Origin of the sequence: Streptomyces sp. NPDC060000 (assembly GCF_042737375.1) — a bacterium.
Classification (GTDB): domain Bacteria; phylum Actinomycetota; class Actinomycetes; order Streptomycetales; family Streptomycetaceae; genus Streptomyces.
Map to the genome: position 1 here is coordinate 28,339 of NZ_JBHWUU010000036.1, position 19,554 is coordinate 47,892.

The 19,554-nt window shown below is 68.7% G+C and carries 17 protein-coding genes and 3 pseudogenes; 7 read left to right on the plus strand and 13 right to left on the minus strand.

The window, feature by feature from the left end:
- Positions 1-258: 258 nt before the first annotated feature.
- Complete coding sequence (locus tag ACFWBB_RS20270) at positions 259-639, minus strand: hypothetical protein (protein WP_385273980.1); 381 nt, start codon at positions 637-639, stop codon at positions 259-261.
- A 744-nt stretch (positions 640-1,383) separates the two neighbouring features.
- The gene (locus tag ACFWBB_RS20275; protein WP_385273983.1) at positions 1,384-1,824 is read right to left on the minus strand and encodes a hypothetical protein; all 441 of its coding nucleotides are present in this window, start codon (positions 1,822-1,824) and stop codon (positions 1,384-1,386) included.
- Between the two features lie 222 nt (positions 1,825-2,046).
- Between ACFWBB_RS20275 and ACFWBB_RS20280 the strand changes: the two genes are divergently transcribed.
- A complete protein-coding gene (locus tag ACFWBB_RS20280) occupies positions 2,047-2,340 on the plus strand; it encodes a hypothetical protein (protein ID WP_385273986.1) in 294 nt (97 codons plus the stop codon).
- 360 nt (positions 2,341-2,700) lie between these two features.
- On the opposite strand, the gene ACFWBB_RS20285 is transcribed toward ACFWBB_RS20280, so the two are convergent.
- Positions 2,701-4,479, minus strand: a complete 1,779-nt coding sequence (locus tag ACFWBB_RS20285; protein WP_385273989.1) for an NlpC/P60 family protein — start codon at positions 4,477-4,479, stop codon at positions 2,701-2,703.
- A gap of 231 nt (positions 4,480-4,710) precedes the next feature.
- Here ACFWBB_RS20285 and ACFWBB_RS20290 point away from each other — a divergent pair.
- Both ACFWBB_RS20290 and ACFWBB_RS20295 read left to right on the plus strand, forming a co-directional pair.
- Positions 4,711-5,077, plus strand: a pseudogene (locus tag ACFWBB_RS20290) (GNAT family N-acetyltransferase); the annotation flags it as partial.
- A 593-nt stretch (positions 5,078-5,670) separates the two neighbouring features.
- Entirely contained in the window at positions 5,671-6,531 is an 861-nt protein-coding gene (locus ACFWBB_RS20295) for a hypothetical protein (RefSeq protein WP_385273992.1), read from the plus strand.
- A gap of 25 nt (positions 6,532-6,556) precedes the next feature.
- Here ACFWBB_RS20295 and ACFWBB_RS20300 read toward each other — a convergent pair whose 3' ends face one another.
- The 4 genes and pseudogenes from ACFWBB_RS20300 to ACFWBB_RS20315 all read right to left on the minus strand — a co-directional run.
- Positions 6,557-7,201, minus strand: a complete 645-nt coding sequence (locus ACFWBB_RS20300; RefSeq protein ID WP_385274055.1) for a response regulator — start codon at positions 7,199-7,201, stop codon at positions 6,557-6,559.
- Between the two features lie 65 nt (positions 7,202-7,266).
- Positions 7,267-8,613 carry a sensor domain-containing protein gene (locus ACFWBB_RS20305; protein ID WP_385273995.1) on the minus strand — a complete coding sequence of 449 codons (1,347 nt, stop codon included), beginning with the start codon at positions 8,611-8,613 and terminating at the stop codon, positions 7,267-7,269.
- Between the two features lie 185 nt (positions 8,614-8,798).
- Positions 8,799-9,062: a hypothetical protein gene (locus ACFWBB_RS20310; protein WP_385273998.1), complete on the minus strand. Its 264-nt coding sequence runs from the start codon at positions 9,060-9,062 to the stop codon at positions 8,799-8,801.
- Between the two features lie 127 nt (positions 9,063-9,189).
- Positions 9,190-9,809: pseudogene (locus ACFWBB_RS20315) on the minus strand (transposase); the annotation flags it as partial.
- Between the two features lie 260 nt (positions 9,810-10,069).
- Here ACFWBB_RS20315 and ACFWBB_RS20320 point away from each other — a divergent pair.
- Positions 10,070-11,143 carry a polyprenyl synthetase family protein gene (locus tag ACFWBB_RS20320; protein WP_385274001.1) on the plus strand — a complete coding sequence of 358 codons (1,074 nt, stop codon included), beginning with the start codon at positions 10,070-10,072 and terminating at the stop codon, positions 11,141-11,143.
- Between the two features lie 101 nt (positions 11,144-11,244).
- Positions 11,245-12,348, plus strand: coding sequence for a polyprenyl synthetase family protein (locus ACFWBB_RS20325; protein ID WP_385274004.1), 1,104 nt, complete (start codon positions 11,245-11,247; stop codon positions 12,346-12,348).
- On the opposite strand, the gene ACFWBB_RS20330 is transcribed toward ACFWBB_RS20325, so the two are convergent.
- The 4 genes from ACFWBB_RS20330 to ACFWBB_RS20345 all read right to left on the minus strand — a co-directional run bounded on the left by ACFWBB_RS20330 (position 12,349) and on the right by ACFWBB_RS20345 (position 15,858).
- Complete coding sequence (locus ACFWBB_RS20330; RefSeq protein WP_385274007.1) at positions 12,349-13,689, minus strand: wax ester/triacylglycerol synthase domain-containing protein; 1,341 nt, start codon at positions 13,687-13,689, stop codon at positions 12,349-12,351.
- 6 nt (positions 13,690-13,695) lie between these two features.
- A complete protein-coding gene (locus tag ACFWBB_RS20335; protein ID WP_385274010.1) occupies positions 13,696-14,361 on the minus strand; it encodes a hypothetical protein in 666 nt (221 codons plus the stop codon).
- Between the two features lie 73 nt (positions 14,362-14,434).
- Positions 14,435-15,241, minus strand: a complete 807-nt coding sequence (locus ACFWBB_RS20340) for an ABC transporter permease (protein WP_385274013.1) — start codon at positions 15,239-15,241, stop codon at positions 14,435-14,437.
- The gene (locus ACFWBB_RS20345) at positions 15,238-15,858 is read right to left on the minus strand and encodes an ABC transporter ATP-binding protein (RefSeq protein ID WP_385274058.1); all 621 of its coding nucleotides are present in this window, start codon (positions 15,856-15,858) and stop codon (positions 15,238-15,240) included. The genes ACFWBB_RS20340 and ACFWBB_RS20345 overlap by 4 nt, the downstream gene beginning before the upstream one ends.
- 704 nt (positions 15,859-16,562) lie before the next feature.
- On the opposite strand from ACFWBB_RS20345, the gene ACFWBB_RS20350 reads away from it, so the two are divergent.
- Positions 16,563-17,150: a winged helix-turn-helix domain-containing protein gene (locus tag ACFWBB_RS20350; RefSeq protein ID WP_385274060.1), complete on the plus strand. Its 588-nt coding sequence runs from the start codon at positions 16,563-16,565 to the stop codon at positions 17,148-17,150.
- Positions 17,066-17,632, plus strand: a complete 567-nt coding sequence (locus tag ACFWBB_RS20355) for a transposase (RefSeq protein ID WP_385274063.1) — start codon at positions 17,066-17,068, stop codon at positions 17,630-17,632. The genes ACFWBB_RS20350 and ACFWBB_RS20355 overlap by 85 nt, the downstream gene beginning before the upstream one ends.
- 163 nt (positions 17,633-17,795) lie before the next feature.
- On the opposite strand, the gene ACFWBB_RS20360 is transcribed toward ACFWBB_RS20355, so the two are convergent.
- A complete protein-coding gene (locus ACFWBB_RS20360; RefSeq protein WP_385274016.1) occupies positions 17,796-18,395 on the minus strand; it encodes a hypothetical protein in 600 nt (199 codons plus the stop codon).
- 611 nt (positions 18,396-19,006) lie between these two features.
- A pseudogene (locus ACFWBB_RS20365) lies at positions 19,007-19,315 on the minus strand (transposase); the annotation flags it as partial.
- Positions 19,316-19,554 lie beyond the last annotated feature (239 nt).

Genomic DNA, 19,554 nt, shown 5'->3' on the forward strand with positions numbered 1-19,554 from the left:
ATGTCGGGGCTGCTGCCGCCGGTGTGCCGGAGTGGTCCAAGCGGTCGGCTCGGCGTGTACTGCGCGTCGCCGCGAACGCAGCGAGCGGGAGTGGGCAGGAGCCGGGGCGAGGTCGTCTCTGGTGTCGTTGGTCGCGCGCAACCGCAGGGCGCACGGACCACTCATGACCGCAACGTCTGTCTCCGCCACCGCCTCTGAATCGGCAACGGCATCGCCAACGCCGACGAGCAAGTCGACATCAGCAGGCTCCCCGACACGCTACGAGCCCAGAGACACCACCGAAACCTGGTGGCCCGCCACGGCCGCCGCTGGGTTCGCAACGCCTATCCGGATGCGCGAAAGATGTACTTCGCCTGGCTGCAGCAGTCCGCTGACCCGTTCGATCTGCTCGACACTGCACGCCGCATCCTCACCGACGGCCCCGGGAAACTCCCCTCTCCCGACCTGACGCTCACCATGGTCTTCCACCCTCAAGTCGTGACGCTCGCCGGACTTCTCGCCGGCCGGGAGTGGGAATGCCGCGCCGTCGCCACCGGCCACGTCACCTGGCTCGTCGAGCAGATCACCGTCCGCAACATCCTTCTCGGCTACGTCCCCAAGGACCGCAAGGACCCCCTGATCCAATGGGTTGAGCAGCATTTCTCCACCCAACGGACTGATCACGCGAGTCCGCGACTACATGGACGGCTCAGGAGTCGCCGGCGCCAGGGCGTGACGGCCCGACCAGTACAGCGGCAGCCCGACCTGGGACCGGACAGCACTCGATCTTTCCGGTCCCAGCCCCGAGATCTGTCTCAAGGAATCAAGTCCTCGCGTCTCACCCAATCCAGTCCACGCAGGTCAGTTCAGGGGTGGACGACTAACTTCGTTGAGACAGGACACGCCGACATGCCGCCCGGTCGTCGCCGACCAGTACCACCCCGGGAAATGGCGCTCACCGCGCGACCACCGGAAGGTACGTACCGGATCGACATCCTCGAACCGGCCCGTCACACAGTCCCGCAGCGGACGCCGACGGCGTCCGTGCGCTACGTCCACGTACGACAACTCGACGCACGGCCGCGCCTGATCCACCCCAGCCGGTACAGCCATCCAGTACCCCAGCGACCTCAAGCGCGCGACTAGGTTCGCTGAGACAGAAGCCCGAACGACTCGGTTCGCTGAGAAAACGACTCGATTGAGTGAGACAGGACAGCACACCACCGGAGCCCTTTCCGCCTGCTCGCTGACCCGTCTCAGCGAAGGTTGACCATTCTCACTGAAGTTTGACCGGCCGGGCCGTCGATGGCCGGGACGAGCAGACCAGGAGGCGTGCGTCACGACTCACCTGCTCTGCAAGGTGGTGGCTTGCGCTGAGGGCAGGGCGACTTGCGCGATGCTGCGCTACCAGGCCGGTCGCGGATCTTGTCGTTCAGTCGAGAAGCCTGTCGGCACAACAGCTTCCCCGTCCGTCCGCCAAAGGAATCCTGGGCTCGGCGAGTACTCATAGGTCAGTGGTGCCGGAGGGTGGAATCGCTGGACCCGGGGGAGTGACACCTCGACCAATGCGCCGTCGTACAGCATCCACAAGCCGAAGCAGTCGTCCTCCTCGTCGTGGATCAGCACCTGCACCTGCTCGGGGTTGGGCCACGGAAGGGATTCCAGATGCTTCAGCAGGCCGGAGCGCGGCCGCTCCCTATGGAACTCGATGACCCATCCACCGACGAACAAGCCGAGCGGCTTGAACACGCCCTTCCAGCTGCGCGACTCGTCATGCCGGGTGAGCGGCTCCATGACCTCGTCCGCATACTTCGCCAACACGATGACCTGCGCAATCCTGCTCATGCAGGAGTATCACCGCACGCCGCACGACAACGGCAACCAATTTCGAACGTGGAACCGAGCGGCTGCATCCGACGTAGCCACCGACCGCCCCCGGTCAACCTTCGCTGAGACGAACGGGCCGGTCGTCAATCTTCGGTGAGACCGGTGAATCTCCGCTGAGACAGGACACTTGCCTCCAGGAAGCCCACGAGGTTTGATAGCTCAATCGTGCGACGAGAGCGCGTGACGAAGAGACGGCCTCCCTTCGGCATACCGAGAAGCATCGTCCTGCTGGCGACACCGGAAGGCTGGCGCCACAGTGTTCTCACCGAGGAAGGCGGGATGCTCTGCGGACGCCTTGCCGACGTGGCGGCCAACACCGACCCAGCCGAGGCACAGGCCGCCGTGGCTGCCATGGTGGTGGGACTCGCACACGACTTCCACCAAGCTGACGTCGATGTGACCTGGGATCCGCCCCAGGAACCCGGGTCCTGGGCAGCTCAGGTCACCGTTGCCACGACCCCACCGAGCGCCTGAAGTTGAACGACAAGGTGAGTGCCTGTTCCATATCTCCGCTTCTGAGTAGCCTTGGCGCCTAGGCTGGCCGGGTGTCCGAGGGCGCCGGGCGGACCGGGGAGCGGGTGTGCGGGGGCTGTGGTGAACGGCTCAGGCTGGAAGCGCGGCCCGATGCGGTGTTCTGTTCGGCGGTGTGTCGTGCCAGGCAGTGGCGTCGGGTCCGCCGACTGCGGAAGCGGGTGGCGGCCGAGCTGGACGGCAATGGTGTGGCCAAGTGCCCGCCGGGCCGCACACAACGTCTTCGTTGCTGCCCGCCCGCTCGTACGGGCCGGCCCTCGGTGGTCTGCCCGGTTTGTCCGGCGCCGGCGAACAATGCGGGCATCAGATGCGGTGGACCGTGTGGAGCTTGTTCGCGTACGTGCCCGTCCCGTCCAGCAGGGAGGCGCCGCCGAGGTCGGACATGGTGGGGCCGTGGCCGGTCTTGCGGCTGGAGAGGAAGCGGCGCTTGCCGGCGGTGTCCACGCCGAGGTAGATCCCCACGTGGTCGACTGTGACGGTTGCCGTGTCGTCGCCCGAGTCGGCGTTGAACAGGAGCAGGTCACCGGGCTGGAGCTGCTGTGCGGCGGGCGGGTTCGTGCCGTCCGTCTGGTCGATCCGTACCCCGGGGGTGTGGTCGACCATGTGGCGGGACTTGCGCGGGATCCGGGTCCCGGTGGTGTCCTCGCCCGCGGCGAGGGGGATGCCCATGTGGTAGCCGTAGACCATGCGCGTGTAGCCCGAGCAGTCGAGGTTGCCGACCTGCTTGGAGGACGGGCCCGTGGAGGTGCCGTCCGGGAAGGTCCAGCCCAGGTTCATGTACTCGTGGAAGTCCGCCCCCTCGTACCGGTAGCCCTGCGGGTCCAGGTAGCCGTACCCGGCCTTGCCCATGACCTGCTTGCCCGTCGCCGGGGTGGCGGCGGTCGTCACGGCGGGCGCTCCCGCGAGGAACGCGGCCGCGTGGGCCAGGACGTCGGGGCTCGGGGAACCGGCCCAGCCGCGGACGGTCTGCTCCAGGGCCGGGGTCCAGGTCCCGTCGAAGGGGGCGGGCAGGACGCGCACCCAGGTGCTGTGGGTGACCGTCGGCGGCTGCTGCCAGGTCGCGGCGTCCACCTGGAGGCGGCTCACCACCAGCTGGACGGGCAGGTTCGTGCAGCCCTGGTTGGCCAGCGCCCGCAGGCCCACCCGGCCCTTGGTGAAGGTGCCGTCCATGACGTCCACGGTCCAGCCCGTGGGCTCGGCGGTGTCCGTGCGCCAGGCCTTCACCTGGATGCGCGACCCCTCGCGGCGTACGCGGATCGTCCAGTTCGTGCCGGCCGGGACGCCGGTGGAGAGGGTGGTGGCCGACGTCAACTGGGTCACGGTGTCGGCGACTTCCTTCTCCACGCGCAGTTCGACCGCGCCCGAGGTCAGGAAGGACAGCCGGGCCCGGTAGCTGTTGTGCGTGTCCTGGTAGCCGAAGGACAGGGCGTACGAACAGGCCTGTCCGGTGGGCACCTTGTCGAACTTCGCGACCGAGCGGACGTCGACGTCGGTGATCTCGTCGTCCCGGAGGGTGGCGTGTCTGCTCGCGTAGTCGGTGGTGAGCGCGATGACGGCGCTGCCCGGCACCACCGAGTAGTCGGTGTCGGCCGGCCCCATGGTGGACCAACTGCCACCGGCGGGGGAGGTGCCCCAGTACTTCCGGTCCGCGACGGGGAGTGCCAGGTCGGGGAGGGTGCGCTGGAAGTCGTCGACGAAGGACTGCTTGTTCTCGGTGAAGGTGCGCTGGGGGCCGGTGAGGACGACGCTGCGCGCGCCCTTGGTGAGGACGGCCACGCGCTGGGATCCGGAGGTGACCTCCAGGCGCTCCGGGGTGCCGGGCAGGACGTTCGTGGTGAAGGAACCGAGGGCGATCTGGGTGAAGTACGCGGGGTCCAGCGGGCCGAGCGTGACGGAGGACCGGGGCGAGGTGAGGGACGCGGGCGCTGCCGCTACCGCCGTCGTCGGCGCGGCCGGGAGGGACGGTACGCGTGCCGGGACCGTGGATCTGGGCGAGGCCGCGGCGCTCAGGGTGCCGAGTGGGACGGAGGCCGCGGCGGTGGCGAAGACGGCGAGGACGTTGCGCCTGGATGTGTGTGACATGCAGCCATGATCGGGGCGGGCCTCCACAACCGTCACCCCCTATCGGCGCCCCATATCGCAGGGCGGTTTCGAAGTCCCTGGTGCTCATGAACCTGTGCAGGTCACTGCAGTACGACGAATGGTGTCCCGCCGGGTGGTGTAGGCCGTGAGAATCTACGCAGCGGGTCTGGCATTGGCGAGGACCGCATGGCTCGATATAAGCGATCGCCACCCGGATCCTGATCGCGTTAGCTGTGGGGCACGCCTGAACTGCGCACCGATCGTCTCCTGCTCCGCCAGTGGCGGGAGTCCGACCTTGAGCCGTGGGCGGCGATGAACGCCGATCCCGAAGTCCGAGAACACCTGGGAGAACTGCTGACGCGGGAGCAAAGCGATGCCGCGATGGCGGTCATGCAGGCCGAGTTCGACGATCGAGGACGAGGGCCTGCCCTTCGCGGGGTTGGATATCGGATGGCGGTTGATGCGTTCGGCGTGGGGTCACGGTTACGCCACCGATGCCGCCCGGGCAAGCCTTGCCTTCGGCTTCGAGGTCCTCGGGCTGCCGGAGGTGGTTGCGTCGACGACCGTCAACAACCCTCGTTCCCAAGCGGTGATGCGTGACGGTGTATCGGTGACCTGCCACGCACGCGTCCGGTGAGACGCGGTTAGGAGGTTTTCGTCGTCCGTAGCGCGAGCTTACGGCTGCCGGCGCTCGTGCATTCGGCGCTCAGGGCGTCCCGGTTGTGCTGAGGGCGATGGCCTGGTGGGCGTGGTGGGAGAGGTCGGCGACTCTGGGGTCGCGGTGCCGGGTGACATGGCGGCCTGGACTGGGAGAAGGAGTTCGAGAAACGCAAGCAAACCTGGGACACGGGCGACCAGGACGACGACGGCTACCATGCCCCGCGCGGCAACCAGGCGGAGAACAAGGAATCCCGGGACGCCCTGAAATCCGTCGAGCGCGACATGAGCCGCAAGGTGACCCCCGCCCAGCCTCGTGCGCTGCACGACCGGATGAAGGCGGGACCGGGGGCAACGGTCCGAGGCCAGTCTGTTCTGCTCGGCTGGGGTGTGGCAGGCCACACCCCAGATGGATGGCGTACCTCAGTGACTGGGTGATCGACGGCGCGACATCGTGATCGGCATGAGGAGGGGCCCGCCCACCACGTGGTTCGGGTGCTGCCCCCCATGCCCGATCGAGCCGAAGGACCCTCCATGCGCACTCATAAGGCCCAGTTGCGATCAGCGGAGGTGCCCGGTCGGGCACTGGCTGTGCTCGTCGCCCTCGCCGTGGCACTCGGCGCCGCCTTCGTCCTCGCCCCGAGCAAGCTGGCGGCGATCGGAACGGACGGAGGCCTCTCCGAACAGCGCAACCTCATCGACGTCCTGAGCCCGGCGTTCGTCAAGTACTGGAGGTCCGGCGACCAGGGATTCCCCCCGGACCTCCAGCGGGTTGTCGACTACTGGTTCCGCTTCCACGCGGTCAAGGCCGTCCTGGCCGCGGCCCTGCTGATCGTGGTCGTCGCACTCGGCGTCCTGCTCTGGAAGGCGTTCCTGAGGTCCAGCGGTCCCGGAGCCGGGGGCAGGGGCCTCGCCTCGGCTGCCATCCTCGTCAGCGTGCTTGCGCTGGTGTCGCTGGCGGCACTAATGGCGAATGTCCAAGGTGCGATGGCCCCCTTCTCCTCGGCGACCGCGCTGCTCCCGCTCGGCGCATCCAATGGTCAACTCGCCGATGCGATCGATCAGATCAAACAGGGCCTGGCCCACTACCCGAGCACGAGCGGCCAGAACGCGGTCGCCCTCAAGGTGATGGTCGACGACTTCGGCCTGTACCACGCGGTGCTTGCCGTGATGGCGTCCATCGTGGCGGTCGTCCTGGTCGGCCTGAGCGTGCTGTCGTGGAGGAGGTTCGCTGCAGCAGACAGGTCCGACGGGCGAACGCGGCGCACGATGAGGTCGTTCGGTGTGCTCTCGGCCCTGCTGGCGCTGATAGTGATCGTCATCGCGCTGGCCAACAAGGGTACTGCGGCAGACCCGGCGCCGGCCCTCCTGGGCTTCTACAAGGGCGGCTTGTGACGCGCCCCTTGGCGGATCGGCCGGATCAGGAGCGAAGGTAGGCGAGGACGGCGAGGACCCGGCGGTGCTGGGTGCCGTCGGGCGGCAGGCCGAGCTTGGCGAAGACGTTGCCGATGTGCTTCTCCACCGCGCTGTTGGAGAGTGCCAGCTGCCGGGCGATGGCGGTGTTGGAATGGCCCTCGGCCATCAGGGCCAAGAGCTGCCGCTCACGTGCGGTCAGTGCCTCCAGCGGGGCATTGCGGCGCTGCCCGGCCAGCAGCTCGGAGACGACCTGAGGGTCAAGTACCGTCGCGCGACGGGCGACCCGGTCCAGGGCGTCCAGGAACTCCTCGACTCTGGCGACCCGGTCCTTCAGCAGGTAACCGACCGCGCCGGAGCCGTCCGCGAGCAGCTCGGCGGCGTAGGACACCTCCACGTACTGGCTGAGCACCAGTACGGGGGTGCCGGGCAGCTGTGCGCGGGCGCTGATCGCCGCGCGCAGGCCCTCGTCCGTATGGGTCGGCGGCATCCGTACGTCGACGACCGACACGTCCGGGCGGTGGGTGAGCACTGCTTGGACGAGGGCAGGACCGTCACCGACGGCAGCCACCACCTGGTGGCCGTCGTCGGTGAGCAGGCGGACCAGGCCTTCACGCAGCAGCACCGCGTCATCGGCCACGACGATCCGCAGCGAAATGCGGGGCGCGTGATCCTGCGGTGCTTCGGCGGCTGTGCCCGGGGCTGTTCCGGCCGAGGTCAGTGGCATGGCAGTTCTCCGGTGATCGTCGTCGGGCCGCCGCGGGGGCTAGCTATCCGCAGCCGGCCGCCGAGTGCCTGCAGTCTGTCGTCCAGGCCCCGCAGGCCGTGTCCTTTGGCCACAGCCGCGCCGCCCAGGCCGTCGTCCGTCACCCAGACCCGTAGGATTCCCTTGCCGTGGCGCATGCCGATGGCGCACCGGTGGGCGTGACTGTGTTTGGCCACGTTGGTCAGGGCCTCGGCGACCACGAAATACGCGGCCGTCTCGACTGCGGGTTCCGGCCGGCGGTTCAGAGTGCCGAGGTCGAGGTCGGTGGGTACGACACAGCGTGCGGCCAGCGCGGAGAGCGCCGCTCGCAGGCCTCGGTCGGCGAGGATCGGCGGGGCGATGCCGCGCGACAGGGCCCGCAGCTCCTCCAGCGTCTCTTGAGCCTGGACGATCGCGTCGGCGAGTGCCTCCCGGGCGGTTTCCGGCCTGCTGTCGAAATGGTGCTGGACGCGGCCCAGTTCCATCGCCAGACGGACCAGACGCTGCTGGGGGCCGTCGTGAATGTCGCGTTCGAGTCGGCGCAGGGCCGCAGCCTCGGCCGTCACCGCGGCGAGGGTCTGTGCGCGGGCGGTGTCCCGCTCCTGCTCCAGCCCGCTGATCCTGCGGTGCAGTGCCGACACGTCGGACAACAGTGCCTCCCCCAGCCCGGCCTGAGCGGCGACGCACGCGCGGGTCACCAGCGGCAGGGTGGCCAGCACGAGGAGGCCGAACGTGACCGCGAAGGTGACCCGCTCGTCCGGTGACGTCAGCCCCAGGCTCAAGGCGATGTGGGATCGGGGACCGCCCACGTACAGGTTCATCGGCTGCAGCGGCCCGGGTGTCGCGTACGGGCTGCGCAGGGGACAGGTGACGGCAGCCATGCCGACGAACCACCACAGCGCCGTCACCACCGACGTGACCACAACGACGGGGAGCACCATCACCGTGTGGGCCACGTCCAGCCACAGCCCCGGGTCGGACGCGGCGGCTGCCTGCCCCGGTCGCCGACGCGCGCCCCGCACCCCGCCGACCTGGGAGGGCACCAGGGCGATCCGCCACCGCTCCACGTCGGCGGGCCACCGCGCCAGTTCCGCCGCACCGGTCCTGACCGGCGACCCGCTCGGCAACAGCAGACCGACCGTGCCAAGACACAAGGCGCCGAGCACCAGCAGCAGGCCGAACGTGGCACTCACCGGCGCGGTCAGCAGGTACACCGAGTCCACAAACGTGCGGCGTCCCAAGCGCACCGCGAACCAGCCACCCGACCGCCACCGGCCCGCAGCCACGCCCGTGACCACGGGAGACAACGATTCAGCCATGCGTCCAGCGTAATCGCGAGCGAAAGGGGCAAGGCAGAATTCCAGGTGTTCCAGTACGTGAAGGGCGAATAACAGCCCATGATCGGTCCAGGTCGATCACGATGTCACGCGCTGTGGCGTGCCACTGGATCCAGCTGGACTTGCCGGAGGCCGGGGGCCGGTGACGACGTACAGCATCGTTCCGCTCAGGTGAGGAAGAGCAGCACAACCCACATCACGGCGGCAAGCAGGGGCAGCCCGTAGACGATGAGCGGGAGCGCGTTCGGGCCTGGCTGACGACAGGTCCGATCCGTCTCGGCGAAGTCAGGAAGACGGCTCGCCGCTCTGAGCTGTACAGCCCGGTCGTAGCGAAGATGGCGGTGACCCACATAGAGCCAGGTCAAGGTCAACGCGATGCCGAAGCCAGCCATCACCCGCGCCCCGCCGTCGCGCTCGACCGCGCTAGCCATCGTGCTGTAAGAGGCCCTGACAGAAGTTGTTGATCATGTGACTTTCGGCCTGGACGGTCGTTGGTCTGGTCGTGGGGAAACGACAGTCGCGGCCATGGATCGTGCCGGATGAACTGTGGTCGCTCATCGCGAGGCGGGGCGCGTCGTAGCCGGCGTCCGTCACGATCAGGATGTCCGGATCGCCACTCTTCCAGTGTCCGGCACGCGTGATCCGGGTGACAACCTCGCGCAGTTGGGTGGCGGTGATTTCGGCGGCGTCGTCTGCGGGGCCGAGCCGGACGGCGTCCAGCAGGGCCGTCCAGGAGGTCCGGCCCGTTTCCAGGGCGGCGACGAAGGAGTAGGGCCAGCCGGGCACGAGTTGGTCGCTGCTGCGGCCGGATCGGCCGTAGACGTGGCAGAACAGCCGGTCGGGACTGGTGGGGGCGTCGGGCCGCAGCCACGGGGAGACGTCGACCGCGAGCACGATCCGCCCGTCGGCCGCGCGGGCAGTGGAATTGAGGCGAGCAGGTTGCGGAAGCGGGCCGGCTCCAGCCAGCCGGTGTTCAGCACGGCGTACATCGCGCCGTGACCGCGCTGCATCTCGGCTGTCAGGGTCAGCTCCGGCAGTGAGGTGACCGGGCCGTCCGCGCACAACACCGCATCCGTCAGCTCGAAGAGCGCGTCCGCACGCGTGTACAGGCAGTCGTAGAAAGCGACCCGAAAGCGGGACAACACCAGGAAGGGATCGATCTTCGAGGCAACCAGCAGGAACGCAGGCGGGGTTGAACAAAAGACTCAGGGCAATACACCCAGTACAGGCGATACGCCTCGTGGCCAGTGCTCAGGCGGGACGTGTTCTGGGGCTGTCTTGGTCGTTGATCAGGCATGAAGATCAAGTGGGTGGTTCGGTCGGATGGACGGACTGGACCCGAAGACAGTCGGCCCCTCTCGGCCCGCCGCGGCCGTCGATTCCCGTCGCCCGCGAGTCACGGCCGTTCGCCCGTGCGTCTTGTCGGGAGGGCCGGCCGGTGACCTCGGGTGTGATCGACGTTCGGGAGATCGATCTGAGTGCTGTGCGGGAGGAGGTCGACGCGGTGCTGGAGGACTTCCTTCAGGACAAGGTGCGCGTGGCTGCCGGCAGGAGTCATCCGCTCGAGGCAGCGGGCATTTTGCGGGACTTCTTGGCTGCTGGCGGCAAGCGCATCCGGGCCCTGTTGTGCGTCGTGGGTTGGCATGCCGCGGGCGGGAGCGAGGACAGGGCGGCCGTGCTGAGAGTGGCGGCGTCGCTGGAGCTGTTCGTGGCGTTCGCGCTCATCCACGACGACATCATGGATGACTCGGACACGCGCCGGGGCCGCCCTGCGGTCCACCGTGCCCTGCGTACGCGCCTTGGTCCGTCCCCGCGGGCGGAGAGGCTCGGTGCCGGCGGTGCCCTCCTGGTGGGCAATCTCGCCTTGATCTGGGCACAGGAGTTGCTGCACACCGCCGAACTGTCCGTCCAGCGGCGCCGCGCGGTGCACGCCCTGTACGACGCGATGCTGGAGGAGGTGATGTACGGCCAGTACCTGGATGTGATGGGCGCCGGCCCCGATGACGATGTCGACGCGGCTTTGCAGATCGTCCGCTACAAGACCGCCACCGCGACGGTCGAGCGTCCCTTGCAGCTGGGAGCCGCCGTCGCCGGCGCCGACGACACCACCCTGGGCGTGTGCACAGCGCTGGGGCTGCCTCTGGGGGAGGCGTTTCAGATCAGGGACGACCTGCTGGACGTCTTCGGCAGCGCGGATGGTGCGTGCGCGCCTGGGCTGGGGGACCTGCGGGAGGGGAAGCGCACTGTTCTCCTTGCTCTGGGTCTGCGTGCGGCCATCCCGGCGCAGCGGCGTCGTCTGCGCGACCTGGTCGGCCGGGCCGATCTCGATGAGCATGGGGCGGCCGAAGTGCGGGCCATCCTGGAGGAGACCGGCGCGCGGCAGCACACCGAGCATATGATCACTTCCCGCTATGACCAGGTCCTGCGGGTGCTGGACGAGGCCGCGCTGCCGCTGGCCGCGTCCCGGGCGCTGCGCGGACTGGCCGTCACCGCCACCCAGTACACCTCCTGAACCCACCAGCAGCTTCCGGGACACCTGGCCGGACACAGCGCTGTCCGACTCCTGGCGCCGCGGAATTGTGAGCGCCTGGCACTACGAACGGAACCTTTCTCGTGACCGATCCCGCCCTTCCCACCGACCAGGTCCCCACCGAACAGGTCGAAGAGCGCTTCGCCGCCTACGCACGCCGCTTCAACACACGGTTCGAGCAGTACTTCCACGACCTGGCGGACACCTTCGACGCTCCCACGTCCAGCCGGTTCACTCCCGAGTGCCTCGACCTCTTGCGGGACCTGTCGGTGCGGGGCGGCAAGAGGTTGCGGGTGGCATTGATCTACGAGGCGGCCCGGCTGGTGACACCCGACCCCGTCCCCGGCCTCGAAGATGCCGCACTGAGCGTCGAACTGCTGCAGACGCACGCGCTGGTCCACGACGACATCATCGATGACGACCCCGTCCGCCGGGGCGGTCCCTCCACCTACTACGCCTACCGCCACAAGTTCCCCCGGCACCCCCAGGACGCCCTCGGACTCGCCCTCCTCGCCGGCGACCTCGCCCTGGCCCTGTCCTTGCAGGTTCTCCTCGACTGCCCGGCCGCGCTCGCGGTGCGTCATGCGATGGTCGGTGTGCAGACCGCGGCGGCCTCCGCCATGATCGTGGGCCAGATCACCGACATCGAACGGGATTTCACCGACCTTCCGTCCGAGGAACTCCTGCACGCCGTTTCCGACTACAAGAGCGCCCGCTACTCGATTCTCGCCCCCCTGCAACTGGGTCTGCTGGCCGCGGGCGAGGAGCCGGCTCGCTTCGATGCGGAACTGCATCGCTATGTGCGGCTGGTCGGCATCTACGAGCAGATGCGCGACGACTACCTGGACCTGTTCGGCGACGCGCGGACCATGGGTAAGTCCACCGGCAGCGACCTGCGCAGCGGCAAGCGCAGCTACACCATCGCTTCTCTGCTCGCAGCCGTGAGCGGCCCGGAGCGGGCAGTGGTGGAATCCGCCCTCGGTGACTCCTCCTGCACGCCGGAGACGGTGGCCGCCGTCCGGGAGATCGCCACGAGCTGCGGTGTCGAGCAGAAGCTGCGGGCTGACATGCGCCGTTTCGCGGAACTGGCCTCGGCCGAGGCCGCCGGCTGGCGCCCGCGCTGGCGTGAGGAGGCCGTCACCCTCTTCGAGCGCCTGCCGCTGTGGAGCGTCGAACGGGCGCTGTGATCACTCCGTAGACGGCCCCGGCCCTGGGGCGGCTGCCGCAGCCGCGGCGGCTCCAGGGCGGCCGGTCGTCGGCCGCTCACCGGCTGCCGACAGGTCTTCCAGGGCCTGCCGCCACCGTGCGGGGAGACTCTCGGCACCGGGAAGAGCTTCATCGATGCGGAAGCACACACTCGCCTCACCGGCGTAGACGAGCATGACAACCGCCAGGGGCGCGCCCGACGGGCAGCACATGACGGGATCGATCCGGTTCACCACCGCGTCGCCGTAGCGCAGACGCTTGCGCATCACCAGGCAGGAAGCGGCGAGGGTGAGCCGGCCCGGGGCGGTGCTCACGGTCACGAGGCGCTGAAGAAGCCCGGCGGGCAGGCGGGTGAGGGCCGCGCGCAGTACGGCACGGTGTCCGGGCAGCTTGAGAGCCGCGGTGACCGTGCTGGTGCGGGCGAGCCGCTGCGCGAGGGGAGGAAGGCCGCCCGGAAGGTCGACGCGGGTCAGGAAGAGACGATTGCCGGGGACCGCCCACTCGTCGGCCGTGCGCAGGCTGACGGGAACCATGACCGGAAGGGGGGTCTCGGCGGCGCGCGGCCAAGAGGTGCTCGCCCACTCCGCCAAGGCGTGGCCCAGGGCGGCGAGATAGACGTCGTTGATGCTGGCGCCACTTGCACGGGCCACCGCCTTGAGGCACACCACAGGCACCTGGACCCATGAAGTGTGACGGCGGCTGGAAAGCGGCTGCGAGGGCGAGGTCCACACATGGTGCTTCCTGGCATGCCGCAGCAGGACGGCGGCGCTGCGCAGTACCTGCCGCAGCCGGGGCCGCGGCTCGGCGGGCGGTGTCCGCAGTACCGTCGCAGGCTGCTCGGTGGGCGCGTCCGGGCTGAAGAGGGCCTCCAGGATCGCGACGATGGTGCCGCCGTCCTGGACGGCGTGATGGGTCAGGTACAGCAGCGCGAACCCGTCGGCGGCTTGTCCGTGCAGCAGGACCAGGCGCCAGGCCGGGGCGTCCTCGGGCCAGGGGGCGCGCATCAGGTCTTGTACCGCGGCCTCGAGAGCTTCGGGGCCCCTGGCCACGCGACGTGCGCTGACATGATGCGCGGGGTCGGGAAGGGCGTGTACCCACTGAGCCTGCCGGCCGTCACCGTGCAGGAGGTGCGCCATGCACGGAAGGTGGGAAAGGCGCGCGGCCACGTACTCCTGAAGGTCAGGCAGCGCGGGAACGGCGCCGGACAGATGCAGTACCGCACCGATGGTCGAGGCGGCGTCCGGGTGCTCCGCGCGTTGTTCCAGGTCGCGCAGGAAGAGATCGGCGGCGCTGGGAGGGAGGAAGGTTCGCATCTGGGTCATTCCCTGTCATCGCAGGAGGTCAAAAGCCGCGCTGCTGACGACCGCGCCCACGCATGCTCCGACGGCCACCTGGGCGATGGTGTGGCACCGGAGCCGGACTCGTGACCAGCCGATCAACGCCACCAGCGGGGCGGACAGTGCCCACCACGGCCCGTAGAGCGAGGCGAGGACAGCCAGGGCGGCGGCCGCGACCGCGGAATGCACCGACACCTTCCAGAGGAAGGTGATCGCCATCAGTACGAGCAGTACGGCCAGCATCGCGGCCACCAGCGCACGGACGTCACGTGTGGCCTCCAGCCCGTACAGCAGCCCTGTACCGGTGATGACCGAGGCCAGGACGACGGGTCCGGCCACCAGACGTTCCTGGCGTTGCCGTACGTGCCGGTCGCTCCAGTAGCTGCGGCGTTCGCCCAGGCGCAGGATCACCGAGGGCAGCACGCTGGTGAACACGGCCGCGAGCAGGCCCCACCCCAATCCCTTGGTGCCGTCGGCGTGCCATCCGAGCAGCGGCGCCAGGGCCAGCATCCAGTTTCTCGGCTCGAACCCGTCGCTGACGAACCACGCACAGCGCGCGTCGCCCCGGGCCAGCACACCGGACGCTTCCCGGCAGTGGGCAGGAGGGGCCGGGTCCGCTTCCCACTCTGTCGCCACCACGGTCTCCTGCTCGGACACTCCAGCCCCCTGCCCTCGCGACACATGGTCGAGCGGTTACGTCCCCCGGCACAACGACCCCGGACAGCCCTGGTCACGGCGCCGAAGCGGTCTCCACCACACCCGGCGCGGATGCTCGGGCCGGCCGGTGGGTGCGGGTACGCAGGGCGAAGGCAGCCATACCGAGTCCCGCCATGCCCAGCGCCCACCCGAAGCCCAGCAGCAGGCAGCTCCAGGGCATCACGTGCAGGCCGGCGGCCGTCACCGCGGTCTGTACCGCGCCGTGAGCCGGCAGGTACCGCACCAGGGCACTGTCCGACTGCGGGTTGATCAGCGGGTTCTGCAGCAGCAGATCGATGGAACTGATCATGATGGCCAGGAACATGCCGGCCAGCTCACTGCGCACCACGGCCGCGAGCACGATGCCGATGCTGCCGTAGACCAGCGCCCCGGTGAACATTCCGGCGGCGAACACCACCGGCTGTACCGGCCGCCAGAACAGATGCATCCAGGCGGTGGCATAGACGGCGACCGCAGCCGCCACCAGGACGAGCGAGGCGCACTTCGCCAAGGCCAGACACGATGGCGGAAAGCCGGCCTGCACCAGACGCCTGTCGAAGACGGCGGAGCGGACCGTGGCGACGAACATCATGAAGGCGACGACCAGCGCGAGAGCCTGCAGCGCCCCGACAACCTGCGTCAGAACATTGCCGTCCATGACCACGAAACGGCCGACCGGACGGACGTAGAACCGCAGCGGTGTCTGCGCCACGACTGCGTAGGCCAACGTGGTCCACAGCGGCACGAACAGGAGCACGATGAGCAACGCCAACCGGTTACGGGCCTGTTCGACCAGCGCGAACCGCATAGCCGTCCCGAAGCAGGTCCGCCATCGCTTCACGAGGCCACCCCGACCGTGCCGGTCCGCTCGGTCTCCCGCAGCACCCCGCCGTCCAAGCGGTACAGGATGTCCAGACGGGAAGCGTCGTAGGCGAGATGGGAGACCACCAGCACCGCGCAGCCCCCGTCCCGCAAGGCCGCGGCCAGGTCCCAGAACCGCAGGTAGGTCTCCCAGTCGAAGCCCTGATACGGCTCGTCCAGGAGCAGCACCTGCGGATCGTGCATCAAGGCCAGGACCAGGTTGAGCTTCTGCCGGGTGCCGCCACTGAGTGTCTCCACCCGCTCGTGCCGGTAGCCGCTGAAGTTCAGCTCCTCCAGCAGCTCATAGGCCCGGGTCAGACGGCTGATGCCATAGGCGGCCTGGAAGAACCGCAGGTGCTGGTCGACGGTGAACGCCTGGTGGAGCACGGTCTCCTGCGGGCAGCAGCCCAGCCGGCCCGCACGCTCCACGATGCCGCTGTCGGCAGCGAGATCCCCGGCCAGGATCCGCAGCAGCGTAGTCTTGCCGGCCCCGTTCTCGCCGACGATGCCCACCAGCTGCCCCGGACGGAGATCCAGCGACACCCCGCGCAAGACCGGACGCTGCCGGTAGCCCTTGCGTACATCCCGCACATCCAGCACCGGACCAACCGCACTCACCACTCCACCCTCCAAGGCACCACCGCCTTCTTCAGAGCCAGCCTGTCGCGAGGCCGCGCCCCACCGAATGCGGTCACGATCTCCTCAGCCGCACCGCCCCAGCAACGGCCGGACACCGGTAGTGCCCCGCAAGGGCCCCGGCCCAGTCGTGCAACGACGACGACCGTCCAAGGACACGACCGATGACGCCGTGAGGTCGGCCTCCGCGCCCGGGGCGCCCGGACAACACGGTCGGGCTCCCAAGGGGCACCAGAGGCTCTCGGGAGCAGGTGCTCGCTGACGTTGCTGCAGGGCAGGGCGCCGACAAAGCGCACAGCAGTGGCGTGCACGGTCTCTCTGACGTCAGCCAGCAAATCCGCAGAGCAGCCGCAGAGCAACGTCCGTGCCGTTTGCCAACCAGCGTGCTGATTTGCCAACTGCACTGCGTCATCACAGTCAACCCAGGGCCCCGGGGAGAGTCACGTTCGTCCGGTTTGGTGACGGGATGCCATGGGGGGGAGAGGGTGGCTTCGGGGTGGGTGTCCAGGATTCCGGGTCAAGTCCCAGGTCGGGGTGATCCTTTCTGTTGGTCACCTGGAACGTTACTGACTTCGGCTCGTCAGGGTGATCTTTGTCGATGTGCCTGATGGGCCAGGGGTGCGGGCTGTATTTCGTGCTGTGTGAGATATGCAGATGGGGGCGGGCTGACCGCTGCGGGGCGGCAGCGTCGGGAGGCCGTACGGCGGCAGGCGGCTGAGCTGTTCGAGCAGAAGATCAAGCCGCTGGAGGTCGCCCAGCGCCTCCGAGTGAGCCGGAAGTCGGCCTACCAGTGGCACCAGCTGTGGCGGGACGGCGGGATCGAGGCCCTGGTATCGCGCGGGCCGAGCGGATCACGGTGCCGTCTGTCGCCGCGCTGCCTGGAGAAGCTTGCCGCGCATCTGGAGGAGGGGCCGGCCGCGCACGGCTGGGTGGAGGACCAGGTATGGACCGCTGCGCGGGTGGCCACGCTGCTCGGCCGGAAGTTCCACGTCTCCTACAGCGTCTCAGGCGCCACCCGGCTGATGCACCGGCTCGGGTTCTCCCCGCAGGTCCCCGTGCGGCGGGTCCCCGTGCGGCGGGTCGCCGAGCGCGACGAGGAGGCGGTGAAGATGTGGAAGGAGGCGACCGGGGCGGAGGTAAAAGGGCTCGGGCGGCCTGCGGGGGCTACATCTGCTTCGAGGACGAAGCAGGCTTCACCCGCCGACCGCCCCGAGGCCGCACCTGGGGGCGACGCGGACACACCCCGGTCGTGACGGTGAGTGGACGCCGCTCGGGGCGGCTGTCGGTGGCCGGGCTGATTGCGACGCGGCCCGGCTCACGGACCCGGCTGTGCCATCGGCTGATCGCCCGCCCCGCAGGCAAGGGCAAGCGCCGCAGTATGAGCGAGCGCGACTTCATCGCGTTGCTCGACGGCACCCACCAGCTCATCAAGGCACCGATCGTGTTGGTCTGGGACCGGCTCAACACCCATGTCTCCCGAACGATGCGAGAGTTGATTGACGCACGGGAATGGCTGACGGTGTTCCTGCTGCCCGCCTACTCGCCCGACCTGAACCCAGTCGAGGGCGTGTGGGCCCACGTCAAGCGCAGCCTGGCCAACCTCGCCGTAGTCGCCCTGGACCGCTTGGAGGCCCTCGTCCGCAACCGGCTCAAACGACTTCAGTACCGGCCCGAAACCCTCGACGGCTTCATAGCCGGCACCGGCCTCGCCCTCGGCAACCCGACCTCACCCTGACGAGCCGAAGTCAGTAATGGTGTGAGCGTGGGCGGAACCCTGCCGTCTGCAGTCGTTTCCCGAGGGCTCGCTGTTGACGGCGACCAAGAGCGCACGGGCTTCACCTGAAGACTGTTTCTGGATGGCCCGTCCGGGGTTGTGCCGCCTCAAGGGGCGCCGGTGCTCACTGGTCGGGCTCCGGCCAAGTCGCCACAAGTGCTCGTCGATCTGGAAAGCGGGCGCCGGGGGTCGTCTCCTGGGTGGTTTCACCGTTGAGCCAGCACACTTGCTCGGGGCCGCCGTCGCCGGTGTCGAACAGGCAGCACACTCCGTCGCTGGCGTGTGTGAGGTCGGTGAACGCCTCTCTGACGCGCGCCGACCGCGCGAACATGCGGCTCATCCCCGACGTTGCCGCCCAGAACTCCATCGACGCGTAATGAGGGTGCAGGAAGGACGCGAACCGGATCGTCGCGTAGATGTACCCGATCTGGAGACGCCCGTCCGCCCCGGGTTGATGGCCGCCCGTCCCCGCGTATTCGCGCAGTGCGTCATCGAGGTCGAACATGATGGACGTATCGAGTTCGAGCGTGCTGCTCGTGGAGCAGTCGACCGGCTCGCTCTCGAAGTGGGACGTGAACGGGAGGACGAGCCGGTCACCGCCGGGCAGGGTGACCTCGAGCGGTGGCACGCGAGAGGACGGTGGCGCCAGCTCGGCCAGATTGGCCAGCGCCCTGGCGACGTTTCGGGGACGCAGGTAAATGTCGTAGCCGTAGGTCAGCCCCATTTTCCCCCTCTGCTGGTTCGAACCGCACCCTCTCACGACCCGCCCCCGGGGTGCCTTCCGGTTTGTGAGTGGGCGGTTGTTCGTGTGGTGCTGCCCGTTTCCCGGTGAAGCTAGGACATCGCCGTTGGTCACGACCCGGATGGCTGGTGCTGCCTAGCGAAGCTCCCAGAGCCAGCCTCAGTGAGGATGCCGAGCTTGACCAGGCGTTTCAGTGGCGCGGGCGCCCTCAATGTTCTTCGGCAGGAGGTCGTGGTCAAGGGCTTCGCAGACGTCGCGGGCCCGGAGCGGACCGGTCGTCTCGTTGAAGACGGCAAGGATACGGGGGCAGTCCGGGTGCTCGGGCAGGTCGGACGGGTTGGCCTGGGCAGGGATTCGGTCGGCGAGGGCGGTGACGGTCTTCCGGGTGATCGCCAAATGTTCGAGGTGGGTCTCGGCCTCCCCCAACCGGGTCTGCAGTTCGGTGATCTGCGTGCGGAGGTCGTCGGTCAGGGCCCGAGCGGCGTCCTCCTGGATGCTGAGCGCGTCGAACAGAGGCTGGATGTTCAGGCGGTCACCGCCCGCGGGCCGCGCCAGGTGGGAGCGTTCGCGCCGGTGAGTCGGCGGGCCATGACTAATCGGCGGGTGCGTTCCCGGACCTGGCAGCGCAAGAGTTCGTGGATGACCTGGTCGGTCCCGTCATCCCGCCAGGCCGCGAAGTAGTAGTACGTCGCGCTCTTCTGCGGAAGGTCGTGCGGGAGATAGGCCCACTGACAGCCGGTCCGCCCCTGATAAAGGATCGTGTTCACGATCTCCCGTATCGCGTAGGCGCCCTGATGGCCGCTGACCGAGCGGTGCCGGTCCTTCCACGCGGTGATCACAGGCTCGATCAACGACCACTGCGCGTGCGATAGGTCGCTCGGGTACGGCTTGCGTTCACTCACCCCGCCACCCCAGCAGACCATGGGCGGCGGACCAGCAGATTCCGTCCTCGCTCACACCAACAGGCGACCACAGAACAAGTCAAAGAGTCACGAACCGCCCTCTGATAGCCACGAGGTAGCTGGCACAGCTGTCCTTCGGCTCGCACGACAAGAGGGAGCAGGAAGTTGAGTTCGAAGCGTTCGCCGACGTCGTAACCCGACCTCGCCGCGCGCGCCGCTGAACTACGCTGTTGGAGTGA